Origin of the sequence: Comamonas sp. F1-6, assembly GCF_039581415.1 — a bacterium.
Lineage (GTDB): Bacteria > Pseudomonadota > Gammaproteobacteria > Burkholderiales > Burkholderiaceae_C > Comamonas > Comamonas thiooxydans.
Window position 1 is genome coordinate 221,382 of the sequence record NZ_JBCPWN010000006.1, and the last position, 18,870, is coordinate 240,251.

16 protein-coding genes and 1 tRNA gene are annotated in these 18,870 nt (G+C 59.6%); 9 read left to right on the forward strand and 8 right to left on the reverse strand.

The annotated features are described in order from the left end of the window. The first annotated feature begins 4 nt into the window (after positions 1–4). Positions 5–1,315: a heme biosynthesis HemY N-terminal domain-containing protein gene (locus AAIL66_RS09020; RefSeq protein ID WP_034409517.1), complete on the forward strand. Its 1,311-nt coding sequence runs from the start codon at positions 5–7 to the stop codon at positions 1,313–1,315. A 164-nt stretch (positions 1,316–1,479) separates the two neighbouring features. On the opposite strand, the gene AAIL66_RS09025 is transcribed toward AAIL66_RS09020, so the two are convergent. From AAIL66_RS09025 to AAIL66_RS09040, 4 genes are all read right to left on the reverse strand, one after another. Next, on the reverse strand, positions 1,480–2,766 hold the full coding sequence (locus AAIL66_RS09025) for a cytochrome c (RefSeq protein WP_343496528.1): 1,287 nt from the start codon (positions 2,764–2,766) through the stop codon (positions 1,480–1,482). Next, positions 2,759–3,328, reverse strand: coding sequence for a (2Fe-2S)-binding protein (locus AAIL66_RS09030; protein ID WP_003052822.1), 570 nt, complete (start codon positions 3,326–3,328; stop codon positions 2,759–2,761). Before AAIL66_RS09030 ends, AAIL66_RS09025 begins: the two co-directional genes overlap by 8 nt. Next, positions 3,328–6,135: a molybdopterin cofactor-binding domain-containing protein gene (locus AAIL66_RS09035; protein ID WP_343496529.1), complete on the reverse strand. Its 2,808-nt coding sequence runs from the start codon at positions 6,133–6,135 to the stop codon at positions 3,328–3,330. Before AAIL66_RS09035 ends, AAIL66_RS09030 begins: the two co-directional genes overlap by 1 nt. A 197-nt stretch (positions 6,136–6,332) precedes the next feature. After that, the gene (locus AAIL66_RS09040) at positions 6,333–6,533 is read right to left on the reverse strand and encodes a hypothetical protein (protein ID WP_034352884.1); all 201 of its coding nucleotides are present in this window, start codon (positions 6,531–6,533) and stop codon (positions 6,333–6,335) included. A 124-nt stretch (positions 6,534–6,657) separates the two neighbouring features. Here AAIL66_RS09040 and AAIL66_RS09045 point away from each other — a divergent pair, with 124 nt between their 5' ends. From AAIL66_RS09045 to galU, 6 genes are all read left to right on the forward strand, one after another. Then, a complete protein-coding gene (locus tag AAIL66_RS09045) occupies positions 6,658–7,206 on the forward strand; it encodes a cytochrome b (RefSeq protein WP_343496530.1) in 549 nt (182 codons plus the stop codon). 151 nt (positions 7,207–7,357) lie between these two features. Next, positions 7,358–7,921 (forward strand): YceI family protein, encoded by a 564-nt coding sequence (locus AAIL66_RS09050; protein ID WP_003069127.1) that lies wholly within the window; start codon positions 7,358–7,360, stop codon positions 7,919–7,921. 82 nt (positions 7,922–8,003) lie between these two features. After that, positions 8,004–8,579, forward strand: coding sequence for a YceI family protein (locus AAIL66_RS09055; RefSeq protein ID WP_034352888.1), 576 nt, complete (start codon positions 8,004–8,006; stop codon positions 8,577–8,579). Positions 8,580–8,773: 194 nt separating this feature from the next. Beyond that, positions 8,774–9,424, forward strand: a complete 651-nt coding sequence (locus AAIL66_RS09060; protein ID WP_003069123.1) for a VOC family protein — start codon at positions 8,774–8,776, stop codon at positions 9,422–9,424. A 296-nt stretch (positions 9,425–9,720) separates the two neighbouring features. Continuing rightward, positions 9,721–12,636 (forward strand): valine--tRNA ligase, encoded by a 2,916-nt coding sequence (locus AAIL66_RS09065; RefSeq protein ID WP_063664030.1) that lies wholly within the window; start codon positions 9,721–9,723, stop codon positions 12,634–12,636. A 71-nt stretch (positions 12,637–12,707) separates the two neighbouring features. Continuing rightward, positions 12,708–13,595 (forward strand): UTP--glucose-1-phosphate uridylyltransferase GalU, encoded by an 888-nt coding sequence (gene galU / locus AAIL66_RS09070; RefSeq protein WP_034352895.1) that lies wholly within the window; start codon positions 12,708–12,710, stop codon positions 13,593–13,595. An 87-nt stretch (positions 13,596–13,682) separates the two neighbouring features. Here the strand turns inward: galU and AAIL66_RS09075 are convergent, their stop codons facing one another. From AAIL66_RS09075 to cysM, 3 genes are all read right to left on the reverse strand, one after another. Beyond that, positions 13,683–13,910 (reverse strand): sulfurtransferase TusA family protein, encoded by a 228-nt coding sequence (locus AAIL66_RS09075; protein ID WP_034352897.1) that lies wholly within the window; start codon positions 13,908–13,910, stop codon positions 13,683–13,685. 68 nt (positions 13,911–13,978) lie between these two features. After that, positions 13,979–14,602, reverse strand: a complete 624-nt coding sequence (locus AAIL66_RS09080) for an NUDIX domain-containing protein (protein WP_003069116.1) — start codon at positions 14,600–14,602, stop codon at positions 13,979–13,981. Between the two features lie 109 nt (positions 14,603–14,711). After that, a complete protein-coding gene (cysM, locus tag AAIL66_RS09085) occupies positions 14,712–15,617 on the reverse strand; it encodes a cysteine synthase CysM (protein WP_003069113.1) in 906 nt (301 codons plus the stop codon). 40 nt (positions 15,618–15,657) lie between these two features. Between cysM and AAIL66_RS09090 the strand changes: the two genes are divergently transcribed. Then, positions 15,658–15,742, forward strand: a tRNA-Leu gene (locus tag AAIL66_RS09090). A 541-nt stretch (positions 15,743–16,283) separates the two neighbouring features. After that, entirely contained in the window at positions 16,284–17,135 is an 852-nt protein-coding gene (locus tag AAIL66_RS09095) for an AlpA family phage regulatory protein (RefSeq protein WP_034380410.1), read from the forward strand. A gap of 434 nt (positions 17,136–17,569) precedes the next feature. Here AAIL66_RS09095 and AAIL66_RS09100 read toward each other — a convergent pair whose 3' ends face one another. Next, positions 17,570–18,337 (reverse strand): response regulator transcription factor, encoded by a 768-nt coding sequence (locus AAIL66_RS09100; RefSeq protein ID WP_034352905.1) that lies wholly within the window; start codon positions 18,335–18,337, stop codon positions 17,570–17,572. Positions 18,338–18,870: the final 533 nt, after the last annotated feature.

The window sequence follows — 18,870 nt, forward strand, 5'->3', positions numbered from 1 at the left end:
AGAAATGCGCGCCGCCTTGTGGTTGATGGGTCTGTTTGCCGTGGCCGTGGCCATGGCACTGTTTGCTGGCAATAACCAGAGCTCGGTCACCTGGTTCTGGTCGCCCTACCGGGTGGACATGTCGCTGAACCTGGCCCTGGTTCTGCTCTTTCTGGCTTTTGTGCTGCTTTATGCCGCGCTGCGTGCCCTGGCAGTGCTGCTGCAGATGCCGCATCAGGCACGCCGCTGGCGCATGCAGCAAAAAGAGCGCGGCATGAACCAGAGCCTGCTCGAAGCGCTCTCGCATCTGCAGGCCGGCCGCTTTTTGCGCGCCCGCAAATCGGCTCTGGCCGCCTTGTCCACCGAGCAATCGCTGCGCGAAGCAAAGGCCGGCCTGCCTTATGGCGAACGCCTGAACGCAACAGCCCATCTGATCGCCGCCGATGCCTCCCACGCCCTGCAGGATGCAGCCTTGCGCGACAAGCACTGGCAACAGGCTCTGGACGTGCTGCCCATCCCCGGCAACACCCAGGACATGGAAATTCGCGAAGGCGCCCAGATGCGCGCGGCCCGCTGGGCACTGGACGACCGCGATGCCGCCGAATCGATTCGCCGTCTGGGCGAGTTGCCGCTGGGCGCAGGCCGCCGCACGATTGCCCTGCGCATCAAACTCAAGGCAGCACGCCTGTCTGGCGACACGCAGGCGGCGCTCGACACCGCCCGTCTGCTGGCCAAGCACCGCGCCTTCTCTCCCGCGGCCTCGGCCAGCGTGGTCCGCGGCCTGTTGCTGGCCAGCATTCGCGACGCACGTGACACCTCGTCGCTGCAGCAGTTCTGGCTGTCGCTGGACGAAGACGAGCGCGCCATGCCCGAAGTGGCCATCCCTGCCACGGAACGCCTGATCGAGCTGGGTGGCGAAGCCCAGCAGGCACGCGCCTGGCTGCTGCCCGTGTGGGAGCATTTGCTGACCCAGCCAGGACCGCGCACGGAAACCCATCTGCCCAAGCTGGTGGAGGTGTTGCAGTCAAGCCTGGGCAAGCTGGATGGAGCCTGGCTGGCTCGCATGGAAGCCGCAGCCAATGCCAACCCGCGCGAGTCGCGCCTGCAATACCTGGCCGGCATGGCCTGCGTGCAGCGCGAGCTATGGGGCAAGGCCCAGCAGTTGCTGACCCGCGCCGCACCGCTGCTGCAAGACCCCCAGCTGCGTACCCGCGCCTGGCAGCGCCTGGCGCTGATGGCCGAGCACCGTGGCGATATGGAGGCCTCGGCCATCGCCTGGAAGCTCGCAGCCCAGGCCATGGTGGTGCTACCGGACAATCCGGCGCAGGACGAATAAGCGCGCTCCGATACGACTCACAAGCAACAGGCAAGCCGCGACTGCGGCATGGAGTCGTGCGCACTCTGTGCGGCCAACGCCCCTGCGGCCCTCTGGCGCAAAGCAAAAGGCCACGGCCGCCGCGGCAAGCCGCGAGCGACCGTGGCCTCAAGCCTGGTCCGGAGTTACTTGCTGTGTTCTATGGTCTTCACATGCTCCGCCACCTGCGCGGCAGTCACGTCGCCAGGGCGACCACCCCAGGTCTGACGCATGTAGTTGACCAGCTCGGCCATCTCCTCGTTGCTGAGCTTGTCGGCATAGCCGGGCATGGTCTGCATGCGTTCGCCATGGGCCAGATCACGCTCGTGCACGCCTTCGCGGATCACGCGAATCAGGTTGATGGGCGTGGGGAACATGGCCGTGGTGTTGGTGCTCATAGGCACCGACGAATGCGGCTGACCCTGGCCCTGCACACCGTGGCAGCCTGCGCACAGGCCCAGGTACAGGTTCTCGCCCTTGACGCTGGTCTGCCCCTCGGCAGCCTTGAGCTTGGGCCCGGGCATCTCGCGGTTCTGGGTCAGATAAGCGGCCATGGCGCGCACATCGGCCTCCGCCATGCGCGAGGTGGAATGCTCGAGCACCGATGACATGCGGAAAGTCATCACCCCTTGCGGCGACAGTCCGGTGCGGAAGAACTTGACCAGATCGTCCTTGGTCCAGCCGCGCTCGCTCAGCGCATCGGGGGTCAGCGCCGGAGCGTAGGAACCTTCGATGGTATTGCCCTCGAGATAGCGCGAGCCATCCATGGCAAAGGTGGCCTTGGTGCGCGGGCTGTGGCATTCGGCACAGTGGCCCAGCACATCCACCAGATACTTGCCGCGCACCAGTTCGTCCACCGACATGTCGAACTCCTTGGCGGCGGGGCGATTGAGCGCATTCCACATGGCCACGGCAGGACGGATGTTGAACGGGAAGTTCATCTCGCTGGGCTTGTTGGCGACTTCCACGGCCGGCTGCTTCATCAGCCACACCCAGAGTGCATCGACATCGGCACGCGTGATCTGGTGGTAGCTGGCATAGGGCATGGCCGGATACAGGTTCTTGCGCCCCGGCGCCATGCCGGCAGCCACTGCGCGGTAAAGATCGTCGGCCGTCCAGCCGCCGATGCCGTGCTCCTTGGAAGGCGAGATATTGCTGCCGTAAAGCGTTCCCATGGGTGTGACCATGGGAACGCCGCCCGCCAGCTCCGCGCCCGTGGCGGGCGAGCTGTGGCAGGCCGCGCAGTCACCACCGCGAAACACCTGCTCTCCGCGCTTGTATAGCGCATCGAACTCCTGCGGGCCCAGCTTGGCAAAGTCCACCGTGGCGGGCGGGACGTCGCCGCTTGCGCTGCCGTACAGATACATGCCGCCGGCCACGAGCGCACCCACAACGGCGGCTGCGCCCAGGCCCTTGATCCAGGTCTTAGCCATTGTTGACGACCTCCTTGCTGCGCTTGCCCGTGGTCAGGCCCGGCGTCTTCAGGATCACGTCGCGCACCGCGTTGTAGTAGCGCACATAGCCAGTGCAGCGGCAGATATGGGGCTCAAGCTGCTCCTCGATGGCTTTTTCCACCTCATCGGCAGGCACGGGGTGCTTCTGGAGCTTTTCCACCAGCACGGTGGCCGAGTTCACGAAACCCGGCGTGCAGTAGCCGCACTGAAAGGAGTAGTGCTCGAGAAAGGCCTTCTGCACCGGCGAGGGATGGACTACGCCCTTGTCGTCCACCGAAGCAATGCCCTCCACGGTACGAATGGTCTTGCCGTTGAGCCAGGTCACGCCGGTCACGCAGGCGGGCACGGTGATCGAGCCTTTTTCAGGGTCGTCGACGATGATGGTGCAGGCGCGGCACACGCCCTGGCCGCAGCCCAGGCGCGTGCCGTTCATGCCCGCGTACTCCTGCAGGAACTCGATCATCATCAAGTCCTTGGGAACGTCGACGGGGCCTACCTGTTTGCGATTGATGGTGGCGGAGAATTGAATACGGTCCTGCATCACAGTGCCTCTTTGATTTTGTCGGGGGTCACGGGGGTCGCATGGAAGCGCTTGCCCGTGGCATGGGCGATGGCGTTGACGCAGGCGGCAACCACCGGAATCATCACCACCTCGGCCATGCCCTTGGGCGGATCGGTGCGCGACAGCGGCGGCAGCACCACGCCCTCGACCTTCCACACGGCCACTTCGCTGGCACGCGGCACGTGGTAGCGGTTCAGGTTCCACTGGCCGTTGCCGGGGCCGGTCTCATGGAGCGGCAGGTCTTCGTACAGCGCATGGCCAATGCCCATGGCCACACCGCCCTGGATCTGGCCGGAGACCAGCTCGGGCACGATCTGCGTGCCGCATTCCAGCCAGGTCTTGTGCGAGAGGATGTTCACCTTGCCCGTACCCGGGGCCACGGACAGCGCCACCATGGTGGCGCAAGGCGCGTAGTACACCGTGCCCGCATTGGTGCGCTGCACCGGCGGGTAATAGACCTTGTCGCGTGCGATGAAGGCATAGCCGCCGGATTTCATCGCGGCCTTCTTGGCCTCGCCAGCTCCCTTGCCGTACTGCACGGACAGGGCGTCGATCATGGCCTGGAACTTCCTGCCCTCGACCGTGAAGTCGGCCTTGGCCCAGGCCCAGCGGTTGAAGGCGTGCACGCACACGCCGGTCACGATGCCCAGCTCGTGCGCGCGCTCGGCCAGGCGCTCAAGGCTCAGCGGCTCCAGGCCTTCGGCCACGAGCATGCGCTCGCGCCACTCCAGCATGTCTTCGGTGACGGTGCTGGGCAGCAACTGTCCACCACCTTCCTTGCCGGACCAGATCGACTGGGCAGCCGGCCACAGGCAGAGCTTGAGCAGCAACTGCGCCGCCTGCTGCGTGGCGTGGCGGAAGTAGTAGGCCGAGTTCGAGGCCGATACCGGCGAGACCAGGCGCGGTGTCCAGGTCGGGTCCCGCGCCAGCTCGTCCTCCTTGGCCTGGGGCGTGGTGTAGGGCTCGTCCTTGGTATGCAGCGGCAGGTTGTCCCAGTGGTTCACCGCGAAGTCCACGTCGTCCGCCGGGCGCCCCAGGAAGGGCTCGACCGCCACCAGCTGTGCCGTGGTGCTGCCGGTGCCGATCTCGGTGGCGATGTGGCGCATCTTGATGCGGCCCTCGGGCGTGATCTCAAGCTGCGCGATCGAGGCTTCTGCCCCCGTGCCGAAGTCCTTTTGCACCGCACCGAAGCCTATGCCGTAGCGCAGGCCGGGGTTGGCTGCCTCGAAGTCGGCCTTGCGCTTGGCGCGCTCGGTCCACATCGGGTCCTTGGCGGCCATATCCAGGATCTCGCCGATACGCAGATGACCCGAGGGCGAGGCGCCCTGGGTGTTCTTCATGCTGCTCTTGAGCACATTGCGCCGGCGCAGCTCGATGGCGTCCAGGCCGATCTCCTGGGCGATCTCATCGACCAGCATCTCGGTATAGGCCATGGATTGCACCGTGCCGTAGCCGCGCATGGAGCCGGCCGTGACGCCGATGGAGGGGTACACCTCGGTCGACAGGTCGCTCTCGGGGAAGTAGTAAATGGATTGAGCCGCGGTCACTGCCACCGTGCCCACCGAGGGGCTGAAGTTGGTCACGCCGCCGCCGTCGCCCACCATGTGGCAGGTCAGCGCGTGGAACTTGCCATCCTTGTCCACCGAGATCGCTGTCTCTACATCGAAGGGATGGCGCTTCAGGGCGAACTGGAAGTGCTTCCAGCGGTCCAGCGCCAGCCGCACCGGGCGGCCCTGGGCGTACAGCGACGCCAGCGCCACGTAGAACGGGAAGGGGTGGTGCTCCTTCTGGCCGTAGCCCACCGTGTAGGAGCTGATGTAGTCGAGCTGGTTCAGCGCCAGCTTGCTGTCCTTGAGCATGTGCATCACATGCTCGGCCGTGCCGTAGGGCGCCTGGCTCGCTGCGACCATATGCAGCGCACCGCTGCCCTGCTCATACCAGGCCAGGCCGTTTTCCATTTCCATGGCCACATGCTCGATGGACTGGCTGTAGTACTTGCGTGCAAAAGCGCGCAGTCCGTCCTTGGGCTGCTTCATCTCGGCCTGGATGCGGGCCGACTCGCCCATCAGCGCGCCGAAGGCGGGATGGCTGCTGTCGGGCCAGTGCACGCCTTTTTCATCGAGCTGAGGCCAGATGACGGTGTTCTTCATGGGCGAGAACCTGTCCTCGCCATAGCCGTCCTTGCCCTGCACGCGTACATAGCGCGCGGCCACATAGGGCGCGCGCGGTGGCTGGGCAGCCTCGGCACCGAAGCGGAAGATCGCGTCGTTGAAGCGCAGGCGCTGGTTGGCCACGCGGAACTTCTCGTAGTCGTGCCAGATGGCCACGGCCACGGGGTGACCCAGCATGGGCGAGACCTGACCCTTCTTGACGAAGAATTCGCCGTAGAAGCCCGGCTCGGGCATTCCCACGCCGTCGGCGGCGATGGACTCGGCGTCGATCAGCACATCAGGCTGGTAGTCGCTGCCCAGCACCGACAGATCCAGGCCTTCGTAGATGCGGTCGGCGCGCGGGATGTGGATGGTCAGCGCGTGCGACTGCTGCGCAGGCCAGCCCTGCATGTCCCTGGCGCGCAGGTCGATGGCAAAGACCTTCTGCCCGGTGACCTTGGCCATGCCGTCGCGGCGGTAATTGAGCGTGTTGCCACTGATCCAGTGGGTCTCCTGACCGCTTGCGGGCGTTATCAATTCCGCAAGTGCGTCTTTGACCGGGCGCACACTCGCAATCACGCCCATGGCGGCGGCAGCCTTCAGAAAACTGCGCCGATTCAAGTCCAGTTTGGACACGGTTCCAACTCCTTGCTGCAATGCGCACAGCAACAGCAAGGACTGGCGTGGGCACATCGCTAGATGACTATGTATTCCCGGACGTTGTATGCGTCCGAGAGTCAAAAAGCAGGTGATAACGGCTGCAGTTGTTGTCGGCATTTCTGCCCACATATCGCCAGCCTTGGCCGTCCGCCACGCTTTGGTCTTTTAAAAGACTAAGAGGCGCGGAGTATAAAAACAGCGGCCTGCATGATTTCTCGCCACCCAAATTCACAAGTTAAATACTCGGAAAATTGATACTCATCAATACCGACTTCCTTCATTAGTGCTTGTCGTGCAAAACGGCATGCGCCCACTTCGCTGTGCATCGAATGTTCGATGACCTTGCTGAAGCCAGCGCTTTTTGGTTCGGACATTCAGCTTTTTTGAATCGAGCCCTCAATCCTGCTGAACCTTTTTGCATTCGCCGCTTCATACACTGCATATCAATTTCAGCAGGCCTCCAGCGCCCGCGACCCGCACTTTCTGATTGCAGTTTCCATGAACTCGAGCTCCCGCTATACCGGTACCGCCATCGCCCTGCACTGGGTTCTGGCCTTGGCACTGATCGGCATCTTCGCCTTTGGCCTCTATATGACAGGCCTGCCTTTCTCGCCCACACGCCTCAAGTACTTCAACTGGCACAAATGGGCCGGCATGACGATTCTGATCCTGTCCGTGCTGCGCCTAGTCTGGCGCATCACCCACCGACCACCGGAGCTGCCCGAAGCCGTCACCCGCACCATGCCAGGCTGGCAGCGCATGGCCCACCATGGCGTGCATCACCTGATGTATGCGCTGTTCTTTGCCATCCCGCTGGTGGGCTGGATGTACAGCTCGGCAGCAGGATTTCCCATCGTGCTGTTCGGACAATTGCCCCTGCCTGACCTGGTGAGCAAGAGCCCCGGGCTGGCCGAAGCGCTCAAGCCCTGGCATGGCTATCTGGCCTATGCGCTGGCAGCCCTGGTGGTGATGCATATCGCTGCCGTCATCAAGCATCAGATCATTGACCGCGACGGACTGCTGTCACGCATGGTTCCGGGCCAATAGTCCCCCCCTGAGCGGCGTTGCCGGGGCGGCCCCGCCGCTTCCCCCCAGGGGGACAACAGCTTTGCTGCGCGGCGGCGCTTGCTTGCTGTCTCGCTCCTTCAAGCCGTACCGGCTTTTGAGTTTTTTGTATGTTCATCACAAGGAGTTTTTGATGAAAGTCCTTTTTTCCTCTGCACTGATTGCAGCCGCTTTCCTGGGCAACACCGCACAGGCCGCTCAAGCCCTGGTGCCCGCACAGAGCGCCGTCAACTTTGAAGCCAAGCAGATGGGCGTGCCGCTCAAGGGCCACTTCAAGAAGTTCGACGCCCAGATTGCCTTCGACGCCGCCAAGCCCGAGAGCAGCAAGATCCATTTCACGGTCGATACCGGCAGCGCCACCATGGGCGCCAAGGAAACCGATGCCGAACTGCCCAAGGCAGACTGGTTCAACGTTGCCAAATTCCCTCAGGCCACTTTTGACTCCAGTGCCGTCAAGGCTCTGGGCGGTGGCAAGTTCCAGGTGGACGGCACGCTGACCATCAAGGGCAATGCACAAAAGGTGAGCCTGCCCGTGACGCTGACCCAGTCCGGCGCCACCACCACGGCCGCCGGCACGCTGGCGCTCAAGCGTCTGAACTTCAAGATCGGCGATGGCGACTGGAAGGACACCTCCATGGTGGCCGACGAGGTCAATGTGCAATTCAAGCTGGCTCTGACTGGCGTCGGCAAGCTCTAAGCGTTTCTCGGCTCCAGCGCTTGATAGGCAAGCGCTGAAAGCTCATGTTTTGATAGTTCCAATCCCTGAAGGAGTATTCACCATGCGTTCCACTCTGTTCGCTCTGGCCGCTGCGTCCCTGTTTGCCACCGCTGTCCAGGCGGCACCAGCCACTTACGCCATCGACCCCACACACACGTTTGCGACTTTCGAGATCGATCACTTTGGCGCCTCCACCAACCGTGCCCGCTTCGACAAGAAGAGCGGCAACGTGCAGTTCGACAAGGCAGGCAAGACCGGCAAGGTCGATGTCGAGCTGGACATGACATCGGTGAACTCCGGCACCGCCGCTTTTAACAAGCATCTGCAAAGCGCCGACATCTTTGACGTCGAGAAATTCCCCAGCGCCAAGTTTGTCTCCGACAAATTTGTCTTCGACGGCGACAAGCTCAAGGAAGTAAGCGGCCATCTGACGCTCAAGGGCAAGACCGCCCCCGTTACCCTCAAGGCCAACAAGTTCACCTGCTACGAAAGCCCCATGCTGCAAAAGCGTGAAGTCTGCGGCGGCGACTTTGAAGCATCCATCGACCGTACCCAGTGGGGCGTGGACTACGGCATCCCCTATGGCTTCTCCAAGCAAGTGCGCCTGGTCATGCAGATCGAAGCCGTGAAGCAGTAATCCAGGTCCGCAAAGACTCTCGAGTGAAGCCCCTTGCGGGCTCTCTCTTTGGCCCGGCCCGTGCAAGCGGTCCGGGCTTTTTTGCGTCTGCAGCCTGCTTCAGACACAAATCCCTTTCATTAAAAAATTTACTTTAGGTTAATTGATTACGAATAGTAGAATAATCTCACTCACACAATTGAAGGAGACATCGCATGAGCCAAGCCGCCCCTACCCCGGTTTACTCCCAGCCCCGGCGTGCAGACATGAGCCAGCTGCCCGCACCTGCAGCCGTGCAGCAGTTGCACCACTACGCCTACAAGGCCAAGGATGCAGAAGAGACTCGTCACTTCTACGAGGACATCCTCGGCCTGCCGCTCTACCACATCATCCAGAGCGACTACGTCCCCTCCACGGGCGAGTACTGCCCCTACACCCATTTCTTCTTCCGCCTCAAGGACGGCTCCTTCATCGCCTTCTTCGACATTGGCGACGACGAAGCGGCCCTGCCCTCACCCAACACTCCGATCTGGATCAATCACATCTCCTTCCGCGTGGACTCCGTGCAGGAGCTGGAAAACACCAAGGCCCGCCTGCAGGCCTGCGGCGTGGAAGTGCTGGGCGTGACCGATCACCACATCTTCAAGAGCATTTATTTCTTCGACCCCAACGGCATCCGCCTGGAGCTGACGGCCCAGCTGGCCGACGAGCTGCAGATGCTCAAGGAAAGCAAGACCGCCCATGCACGCCTGGACGAGTGGACGGCCCGCAAGGAGCAGTGGCGCAAGGAACGTGCCGAGGGCAAGTCCAGCGCTCCCCTCAAGCCGCAGAACAACGACCGGCCGGAGTTTGTTCCTGGTAAGTAACACCCCCTGAGCGGCTACGCCGCTTCCCCCAAGGGGGACACGACGCCCTCGCTGCGGGGCGGTTGGGGCCGCCCAGGCCTTGCTCGACGTCTCTGGCGTGGTACATCAAGCGAAGTCTCTCTAATTCAATAGCTACAAGCGCTTGATAAATAAGCGCAAGAGGGCGAAATAAGACCTACCGCGCTCATCACCGGATCGGATCGCTAAAATCATTGGCAATCCGTCCTTATCTTTCATGCAGACGGCATCCCTTTTCAGGATGCCGTTTTCATTTCCAGAGTTCTTGTACCGCAGCCATGAGCGACACCATTCAACAGCCCGGCCTCGACAGCCTCTCCAAGTCTTTTGAACCTGCCTCCATCGAAGCCCATTGGGGCCCTGAGTGGGAAAAGCGCGGCTACGGCAATGCCGGCTATCGCGGCACAGGCAAGCCCGGTACCGAAGCTACCGCTGCAGGCAACAACTTCTCCATCCAGTTGCCCCCACCCAATGTGACAGGTACGCTGCACATGGGTCATGCGTTCAACCAGACCATCATGGACTCGCTGACACGCTACCACCGCATGAAGGGCTACAACACGGCCTGGATTCCCGGAACCGACCATGCAGGCATCGCTACCCAGATCGTGGTGGAGCGCCAGTTGCAGACTCAGGGCGTGAGCCGCTATGACCTGGGCCGCGACGAGTTCACCAAAAAGGTCTGGGAGTGGAAGGAAAAGTCCGGCGACACCATCACCACCCAGATGCGCCGCATGGGCGACACCGTGGACTGGAGCCGCGAATACTTCACCATGGACGACAAGCTGTCCAAGGTGGTGACCGAGACCTTTGTGAAGCTGTACCAGCAAGGCCTGATCTACCGCGGCAAGCGCCTGGTGAACTGGGATCCGGTGCTGCAGTCGGCAGTCTCAGACCTGGAAGTCGAGAACCAGGAAAAGGATGGTTCGCTCTGGCACATCGCCTACCCGCTGACCAGCGGCGAAGGCAATCTGGTGGTCGCAACCACCCGCCCCGAAACCATGCTGGGCGACGTGGCCGTGATGGTCCACCCCGAAGACGAGCGCTATCGTGCCCTGATCGGCCAGACTGTGACGCTGCCCCTGGTGGGCCGCCAGATCCCCATCATCGCCGACGAATATGTGGACCGCGAGTTCGGCACCGGCGTGGTGAAAGTCACGCCTGCGCACGATCAGAACGACTATCAGGTGGGCCAGCGCCACAAGCTGCCCATGATCTGCGTGCTGACGCTGACCGCCAAGATCAACGACGAAGCGCCTGAAAAATACCGCGGCATGGACCGCTTCGTGGCCCGCAAGGCCATCGTGGCCGACCTGGAAGAGCTGGGCCTGATGGTCGAGATCAAGAAGCACAAGCTGATGGTGCCCATCTGCGACCGTACCGGCCAGGTGATCGAACCCATGCTGACCGACCAGTGGTTCATCGCCATGAGCAAGGTCAGCGACCAGGACCCGAGCGGCAAGTCCATCGCCCAGAAGGCCATCGACGCCGTCGCTTCCGGTGAAGTTCAGTTTGTGCCCGAGAACTGGGTCAACACTTACAACCAGTGGATGAACAACATCCAGGACTGGTGCATCTCGCGCCAGCTGTGGTGGGGCCACCAGATTCCTGCCTGGTATGACGAAGAAGGCAATATCTACGTTGCCAAGAACGAAGCCGAAGCCCAGGCACAAGCTGACAAGGTTTCCCCTGGCAAGAAGCTGACCCGCGATGCCGACGTGCTGGACACCTGGTACTCCTCCGCCATGGTGCCTTTCAGCACCATGGGCTGGCCCGATCAGGGCCACGCGGCCGATGACGACTTCAACCTCTACCTGCCCTCCTCGGTACTGGTGACGGGCTACGACATCATTTTCTTCTGGGTCGCCCGCATGATCATGATGACCACGCACTTCACAGGTCGCGTGCCGTTCAAGCATGTCTACATCCACGGCCTGGTGCGCGATGCGCAAGGCAAGAAGATGAGCAAGTCCGAAGGCAATGTGCTGGACCCCGTGGATCTGATCGACGGCATCTCGCTGGAGCCGCTGCTGGAAAAGCGCACCACCGGCCTGCGCAAGCCAGAGACCGCTCCTCAGGTGCGCAAGAACACTCAAAAGGAATTCCCCGAAGGCATCCCCGCCTACGGAGCGGACGCACTGCGCTTCACCTTTGCGGCCCTGGCATCGCTGGGCCGCAGCATCAACTTCGACAGCAAGCGCTGCGAGGGCTACCGCAACTTCTGCAACAAGCTCTGGAATGCTTCGCGCTTTGTGCTGATGAACTGCGAAGGCCATGACTGCGGCCTGGCACCCCACACCAAGGAGCAGTGCCAACCGGGCGGCGAGTTCGCCGGCTATATGCACTTCAGCCAGCCCGACCGCTGGATCAGCTCGCAGCTGCAAAAGGTCGAGGCAGAAGTGGCCAAGGGCTTTGCCGAGTTCCGCCTCGACAACGTGGCCAATGCCATTTACGACTTTGTCTGGAACGAGTTCTGCGACTGGTATCTGGAAATCGCCAAGGTGCAGATCCAGACCGGCAACGAGGCCCAGCAGCGCGCCACGCGCCGCACGCTGATCCGTACGCTGGAGGCGATTCTGCGCTTGGCCCACCCCATCATCCCGTTCGTGACCGAAGAGCTGTGGCAGCAGGTCGCCCCCGTGGCCGGACTCAAGGGCGAGTCCATCGCCGTGGCACGCTACCCCGAAGCACAGCCGGAGAAGATCGACGAAGCCTCTATCGCCTACGTGGGCCGCATCAAGCAGATGGTGGATGCCTGCCGCGCGCTGCGTGGCGAGATGGGCGTGTCGCCCGCTCAACGCCTGCCGTTGCTCACCGTGGCCGGCAATGCCGAGGACTCGGCATTTATGCGCGCCAATGCCGACGTGCTCAAGAACCTGGCCAAGCTCAGCGAAGTCAAGGTGTTCGATGACGAAGCCGCATGGGCCACCGCCGCACAGACTGCTCCGGTCAACGTCCTGGGCGACATCCGCATGGCTTTGTTTGTCGAAATCGACGTTGCAGCCGAGAAGGCCCGCCTGTCCAAGGAAGCCAAGCGCCTCGAAGGCGAGATCGTCAAGGCCAACGGCAAGCTGAGCAACGAGGCCTTCTGCGCCAAGGCTCCTGCCGCAGTGCTGGAACAGGAGCGCAAGCGCCTGGCCGACTTCGGCGCGACACTGACACGCATCAACGAGCAGCTCGCTCGTCTGGGCTAAACCCCGCTAAACTCTCTCCAAAACAAGGCGCAGGCAACTGCGCCTTTTTTCCATCCAGAAAAGACAAGCACATGAGCAATCAAACCCGCGTCCGCAAAGCCGTGTTCCCAGTTGCAGGCCTGGGCACCCGTTTTCTGCCCGCCACCAAGGCTTCACCCAAGGAAATGCTGCCTGTGGTGGACAAGCCGCTGATCCAGTACGCCGTGGAAGAGGCGTACGAGGCAGGCATCCGCGACATGGTCTTTGTCACCGGCCGCAGCAAGCGGGCCATTGAAGACCATTTCGACACTTCGTACGAACTCGAGAACGAGCTGGAGAATGCCGGCAAGCAGGCCATGCTGGACCTGGTGCGCAGCGTCAGCCCTGCCGATATGAACTGCCTGTTCGTGCGCCAGCCCCGCTCCCTGGGCCTGGGCCATGCCGTTCTGTGCGCGCAACCCCTGGTCGGCAATGAACCCTTTGCCGTCATCCTGGCCGACGACCTGATGACAGGAGAGAATGGCGGCCCCGGCGTGATGGCGCAGATGACGGCCGCTTTCCAGAAGCAGGGCCGCTCTCTGCTGGCCGTTCAGGAAGTTCCGCTCGAGCACACCAAGCGCTACGGCATCGTAAAGGGCGAGCCCGCAGGCGGCCCACTGATGCGCATCGACGAGATCGTGGAGAAGCCCGCTCCCGAGAAAGCGCCATCGCGCATGGGTGTGGCGGGCCGCTACGTACTGACACCCGCCATCTTCGACGAGATCCGCAACCAGCCAAAGGGTGTGGGTGGCGAGATCCAGCTGACCGATGCCATCGAACGACTGATGGCTCATGAAGCCGTCTATGCCTTCCAGTATGCTGGCAAGCGCTATGACTGTGGCAGCAAGGAAGGCTTTCTGGAAGCCACGGTGGAGCTGGCGCTGCAGCACCCCGATGTGGGCGACAGCTTTCGCGAATACCTCAAGAACTTGAGCCTGTAAGCAAGATCGGCCAAAGCCGCTCTGATGACAAAAGGCCTGCACTTGCAGGCCTTTTGTCCGTCCAATGCTCTCAGGCCGATTTAGCGCTCAGCGCCGACGCAGGATATGGATGAATTCATCACCGACCGTCTGCTGCTCGACCAGTTCATTGCCGGTCTGCTTGGCAAATGCCTGGAAGTCCCGTATCGAGCCGGTATCCGTGGCCACGACCTTGAGCAGCTGACCGCTTTGCATGGCAGCCAGCGCCTTCTTGGCCTTGAGAATGGGCAGCGGACAGTTCAGGCCGCGGGTGTCAACTTCTTGATCTACTTGCATGGGGTGGATTCCTCGTCAGCGCCGATTGTAGAAAAACCAGGCGCTGGCAGTGCCAGCGCGGTCTTTGCTCAATCCAGAGCCGGTGCCACCGTAAAGCGAGTGTCCTCAGCCCAGCGTCGCACAGGCCATTTGGCGGGATCAGGCTCCGGATTCTGGCCGGGACGGAAAGCGCCAAAGCGCGGCTCGAAGCCTTTTTGCTTGATCCACTCTGCCAGAGCGTAGCCCGTGCCTGCAGGCCAGCACAGCGACTCCTGGGCCGTCTGCCAGCGGTATTCCAGCAGCTCGGGCGAGAGCTTCACATCCTCAGGTCGGCCCTGCACGCGCACATGGTAGGCAATCAGCACCTGATTCATGCGCAGAAACTCCGAGCAGCACAGCAGACGCAGTGCCTTCACGCGCAGCCCCGTCTCTTCGAGAACCTCGCGACAGATACCGGCTTCTGGCGATTCACCGGCTTCCATAAAGCCCGTAATCAGGCCGAAAACGCCCTCTTGCCACAGCGCATTGCGCGCCAGCAGCACCCGGCCGTCATCACCCTCCACCACAGCCGCCAGCACCGGCGTGGGATTGCCCCAATGCGTGAACCCGCAACTCGGGCAACGCAGACGCTGCACCTCGCCGCTGTCCTCGCTGGCCACAATCCATTGCAGCTCAGTCGCGCAGTTGGAACAAAAGCGGACTTCATAAGCCATGAAGCTCTCCGTATTCTTGATATTGGTAGCACTCAGCGCTTGATGGATAAGCGCTGACTGTCATTTGGAGCTTTGATTGTCTTTTGCGCTATCACGCAAAAGACATTGCTCATGCCGGAAACACGCCTGTAGAGAGGTAGCGATCGCCACGGTCGCACACCACAAACACGATGGTGGCGTTCTGCTCGCGTTTGGCAATTTCCTGGGCCACCCACAGTGCCCCGGCGGCCGAGATGCCCGCGAAGATGCCCTCTTCGCGCGCCATGCGGCGGGCCATGTCTTCGGCATCGTCCTGCGTCACATAGACCAGCTCGTCAACCAGCGAAGCGTCATAGATCTTGGGCAGATACTCCTCGGGCCACTTGCGGATGCCAGGAATGCGCGATCCCTCGGAAGGCTGAGCGCCGATGATCTTGATGTTCGGGTTCTTTTCCTTGAGGAACCTGGCCACGCCGGTAATGGTGCCGGTAGTACCCATGGCACTCACAAAGTGGGTGATCTCACCACCGGTCTGCTCCCACAGTTCCGGCCCTGTGGTTTCATAGTGGGCCCTGGGATTGTCGGGGTTGGCAAACTGATCCAGCAGCACACCCTTGCCCTGGGCCACCATCTGGTCGGCCAGATCGCGCGCATATTCCATGCCGCCGCTCTTGGGCGTCAGAATCAGTTCGGCGCCGTAAGCCTTCATGGTCTGTGCGCGTTCGATGGACAGGTCCTCGGGCATGATCAGAATCATGCGATAGCCCTTGATGGCTGCAGCCATGGCCAAGGCAATGCCGGTGTTGCCCGACGTTGCCTCGATCAGTGCGTCGCCCGGCTTGATCTCGCCGCGCTCTTCAGCACGCTGGATCATGGACAGCGCAGGCCGGTCCTTGACGGAGCCAGCCGGGTTGTTGCCTTCGAGCTTGCCCAGCACTACGTTTGCACGTTCACGGTTTGCATCCGCGCCGATGCGTTGCAATGCCACCAGCGGCGTGTGACCGATAGCATGTTCGATGGTCGAATAAGTTTTCATGTCCAATACTGTGCCATAATTCGCGTCTGCGCTAAGCGAAGCCCGGGTGGTGAAATTGGTAGACGCAGGGGACTCAAAATCCCCCGCCGCAAGGCGTGCCGGTTCGATTCCGGCCCCGGGCACCATATACAAAAAGCCGTTAAGTCTCAAAGACTTAACGGCTTTTTTCTTTGCCGCAATGGTCCCCTCGCAATTTGCGATTTGGCGCATCTCAAAAAAACGATTAGCGCAAAAACCATGCGACGACATCCGAAAGCATGCCTGTGTCCTCCCGCTTGCATGGCGAGATGGCAGCTCTCGCTTTGGGCAGAGGCGCGGACCTCAAGCCCCAGCCAACAAGGCGTCAGTCGACCTGGCATCCCGCACGCCTCGTAATTTCCCGCATGCAAAAAAATCACCCAAATACCGTGTATCCCGTGCATTAGCGCAGGTTCGCGATATGCCGACCAGCTCGTAATTTGCACCCACGAAGCAGGCAGGCGCGGCGGGAACGTCATGTCCCTCCGAAGGGTAAAAGTAGATCAAAATACGCACGGAATACAAATCGTTCGTATTCGACAACAATGTCAGAGCCACTCCTACATTGGACATAGCTATCAGAACTTAATACTTATTGCATTAATTAACGCCAGCTCATCCACCCAGCACACGAGCTCAAGAAACCATATGTCTACGGATAGCACGTCACGCTTCACAAAGAATGTCATCCCTATGGATGAGGTTCTGACACGGACTGGGTTATCAAGATCGATGCTCTACAAGCTGTTGCGCAAGGACAAGTTTCCTCATCCCACACCGATGAGCAACAGAGCCATTGGCTGGTTTGAAACGGATGTCGAAAGCTGGCTGCAGGCGAGCAAAGCAATTCGCCAAGCAAACCTGGTTCTACCTGTCGTCTACATGGCGGGAAAAATGGGGGCAGCTTTAGACAATGAGAACCCGGGCAGAGAGTTTTCCTGTTGGCGAATCTTCGACGTATCCAGATCCAAGGCACTTGGTGATCTAGGGATCGAGAATTCAGATACCGATGTGCTGATCGCGCCGCCGGAAGAAATGCTATTTCACGGAACTCGTACGAGGTTCATGTATTCAGGCCCGTGGAAAGCGAGAAATGGCAGCCATGGATACATGCATGGCGCGAACTCTTACTCTCCCTCCAACCCACAAAGCGCAGCCTATCGCGGAGCTCTTCAAGGCATCTCACGGGCCGACGTTGTTGTCGCCTATCTCGAAGACCTGGAGGCTTTTGGAACGCTGGTTGAGATCGGCTATGCAAGAGCGGGCAATAAGAGAGTGATCGTGATTACTGCACCTGCCCTCAAGAAGCAGCGACGAGACCAAGACTGGGACCATGGCATCTGGTTCGCTATTCGGGCGGCTGATAGACACATCGAACTACCAGACCATCCTGGCTCCAGCCAGAGCGACCTCTGGCGATCAGCACATGCGCATGCAGCATCGGTCATTTCGGAGTGGTATCCCCATTCATTGACTCCCCCTCCTAGTGCCGCCGAATAGAGTGCAGTGGTCAGCTCAGATTTACTTCATAAGGAGGCCGCCTCACGATCTCCCGTCCCGCCCACTCGTTGAATGTCTCGAACAGCTATTGCAACAGGGCAACCTCATTCTTGTCACCGGCAATGAAGAGGCTGGCAAACGAATCCGCGCCATTCCTATGTGCGACATGCGCAACTTCGCGGCCGACCCATCCATGACATCGATGAAGCGTCAAAGCTGCTGGATCGCAGCCATGTGAAAGCAGCACGCAAGCTTTGTCCAACAAGGACCACATGCTTGAAAGTGACCAGGTAAAAGCTCCTTCCACCTCATGAAAGAAATTTCTCTATCAAGAAACCTGCAAAAAATATTTCAGACTCAAATATCATTTCAATATGAGATTTCAGACAGAGTATTTTTACATTTAAGACCTAGAACACAGTTAACAACAGTATTCAAATAATTCCCATCAATATTGCACATCTGACGGCTTGTGCCCTGGTTCTTACTTGCATTTTTCCGTAAATATTTTTTATATGCGTTGACACAGTCAAAGGGCTTATTTGCAAGTAGGACGCAACCTCGAGAGAGCTTTTTCCTTGGGCTATCAATTTTAATATTTCCACTTCTCTTTCAGTCAGAGACTCAAAGCTCTTGTGTTTGAAGATACTTTCCTCATGAAAATTGGCCTTGAATATTTTTGGAATGATTTTCTTCGCCACTACTGGAGATATAGCGGCTCCACCATTCGCAACTTCCAGCACAGCTTGCGAGTAGCTTCCAAACCATGAGTTCTTCACTAGGTACCCAACAGCGCCTCTTTTAAGAGCATTCATGGCCGCGTCGTCGTTTTCACTTGCAGAAATTGCAATGCTCAGCACGTCAGGCCTCTTTAGCTGGATCGATTCCAGCAACTCGGTTCCTTGGCCTTCACCAAGAGACAGGTCAATGAGGAGCACATCGAACTCTTGCAAAAAGATGTTCTTACGAGCCTCTCTGTAACTGGAGGCCTGCCCAACCAGAAGAGTGCGCGGGTCACGCATGAGCTCCTGCGAGATCACATTCCTGACATGGCTGTCTTCGTCAACCAGAAAGACTCGCACCGGCTGGTTCTGCTGACCCTTCATGTCGGACGGCCACATGCGCCCAAAGACAGTAGATGTGACTTCTGCACTGCCTGCATCATCAAACCGTGAGCTCATAAATGCGTCGGATAGATACATGTGACACTCCATTTGATGAGTCGATTTCTTGGGAATCTCGCGAAAAAATAGAATTCATCCCATTGAAAATCCACAAAAAACAAATAAAGAAAAATAAGGTTTAAATTTTTACAAATTAATACTTGAATACAAGGTATTAACTCAATCTAATCACAAAAATAGATGTAAACCCTTTATTTTTGAAACAATGGACATATAAAATAAAAAGAAATATAGATTACATTTTTTAGCATTGTAAGAATTTTCCAACAAGCACTATTCTTTCAATAGCACATCATCCACAAGCCACAACAAATCAATCATTTTTTTCATCATTTTAAATTCTTCAAAAAATATCTTTGAATGGGGTATTACTGTTTCTCCGTCGTTTTCTGAAACTGCCCTCACCGAAAGCAGTTTTGGAACGTAACAAAGCACTCCAGAACTTGTTGACGGTTAACACTGGCCTTTGCGAACCAGCATCGGTCTCTCGCTCACACACTCTCAGTTGTCTGGGAACTCGCTATTCAAAGGAATGATCATGAAAAAGTCTC